This is a genomic window from Aeromonas sp. HMWF014 (genome assembly GCF_963878295.1).
In the GTDB taxonomy this organism is placed as follows: Bacteria; Pseudomonadota; Gammaproteobacteria; order Enterobacterales; family Aeromonadaceae; genus Aeromonas; species Aeromonas popoffii.
Map to the genome: position 1 here is coordinate 1 of NZ_CAWNYS010000003.1, position 1,942 is coordinate 1,942.

Sequence of the window (1,942 nt, forward strand, 5' to 3'; positions counted from 1 at the left end):
AACCGGCTGCTGTTGAGTGGCGATCGCCATTTTGAGTACGACGAATTTGGTCGACTGGCCATCGAGCGACGGGGCAAAGGCCAATCACTGGTCACCCACTACCACTATGACTGCCAGCATCAGCTAGTCAGGGCTGAACTGCCGGATGGCACCATGGCCAATTACGACTACGACGCCTTTGGCCGCCGTATTCGCAAGAGGGTGGGTAGAGTAAACGGCGAGCAGGTCACCGAATTCTTGTGGCAGGCCAACAACCTGATTGCCGAAAGCAGTTATCAGCTTGGTGATGATAAACGTCGCACCGACGAGCAGTACCGCAGCTTTATCTATGAACCGGGCAGCTTCAAGCCATTGGTGCAGTTGGAAGGTGAAGGGCAGGATGCCGAGGTATTCCATTATCAACTTGACCACCTCGGTACCCCGCTGGCGCTGACCCGCGACAATGGGGCGACCGCCTGGCAGGTGCGTTATCGCGCCTATGGCAATGTGTGGCGGGAAGAGATAGCGGAAGTGGCGACGCCGCTGCGTTTTCAAGGGCAATATTTTGATGCCGAGACCGGTCTGCACTACAACCGGCACCGCTACTACCAGCCTGAAACGGGTAGATTTATCACCCCCGACCCGATAGGCTTGGCAGGCGGTTTGAACAACTACCAGTATGCCCCCAACCCGACCGGTTGGGTGGATCCGTTGGGGTTGACGAATATACCGGGGCAGTGTCCAGATGCTCAGCCTTCAAGACGTGCTAGTTTCCGTGCTGCAAAAGAAGCGGCGGGGATTCCACGTTCTGCTCAATATAAAACACATAAGTATGTTTATGACAAAGATTATGAGAACCGTACAGTATATGAGTTTGATGTTTATGGGAGTAAAAAGTATATAATACTTCATGATGATGATAAATTTGGCAGAGGTGCTCATTTCCATGGAGCTGACGACAGTAAAGGCAGTCCTATGCTACCAGGTAAATACAAGCAATATTCAGGGCATTTTCCTGAGGTAATACTTGGCTTCAAGAAAGGAAAAAAGTAAGAAATGAATTCTAAACTCAAACTCTATATGAGAAAGAAAAATACTGAGCAATTCTTTAAAAAATGTGGTTTTAAATATTTGTTCATTGAACGGTTGCCGCCTTCTGATTTCTATAAAAAAATCTTCTCACGAGTCAATGTTATAGGTGATTTTCATGATATGGGAGCGGCTATAGAAGCTCTTGTTTGCCAATTTACTGAAATGTCAAAGAAAGTCTCGCATAATACATGGATTCTTCTGTTTAGCAATAAGGATGTAGATATAAGTGTTGCAATTGAATTAGATGCTAATGGAGAGCGATTAAGGAGAATTATTGAGCTTAGTATGACTTCCAATGGATTTCTTGATGATTTTATTATGCTGAGTGAAAGTGATGAGGCTATCTGTATCTCTAGGGATGAATACAGTTATTCTGTATGTAGAGATACATCAAGATTTGACAGGGAAGTTTATTCATCGCTTATGCATTCAGTTCTATCTTAATTAAAAAATATGTATGGGTTACTTTAAAATGGCTTGTTGCGATAAGTGGTTTTATAGATTTATCCATACCTCAATAATCAACCTTCATGAGATTGGATAACATGTAAAGTATTTGCCTGGTATCGGGGGTAAATATCTTTTTCAATTCAATTCAATTCAATTCAATTCAATTCAATTCAATTCAATTCAGTGCGGCAAGCTCGATTAGCGTAGAGTAATCGGGCGTTAGCAAATAAACCTGTACACGTATAGTTATCGCTAGGCACTATACTTAATATCTATTAAGTTAGTGTTGCTTTTATAAATGGATATCTAATAGTCCAATATTATTTCCTAGCCTTTTTTATTTCTCGCGACCAGTGAGATGCCATAAGTGGTTCACTGAAAAAAACTGTCGGATGGCCTGCATATTAGCTATAGCTACGAC

At 43.2% G+C, this 1,942-nt stretch carries 2 protein-coding genes; both read left to right on the forward strand.

The window, feature by feature from the left end; genetic code table 11:
• The coding region (locus tag AAC083_RS00040) for an RHS repeat domain-containing protein (RefSeq protein ID WP_181364869.1) at positions 1 to 1,032 on the forward strand (1,032 nt) is incomplete at its 5' end.
• Positions 1,033 to 1,035: 3 nt separating this feature from the next.
• Complete coding sequence (locus AAC083_RS00045) at positions 1,036 to 1,515, forward strand: YxiF family protein (RefSeq protein ID WP_146181772.1); 480 nt, start codon at positions 1,036 to 1,038, stop codon at positions 1,513 to 1,515.
• Positions 1,516 to 1,942 lie beyond the last annotated feature (427 nt).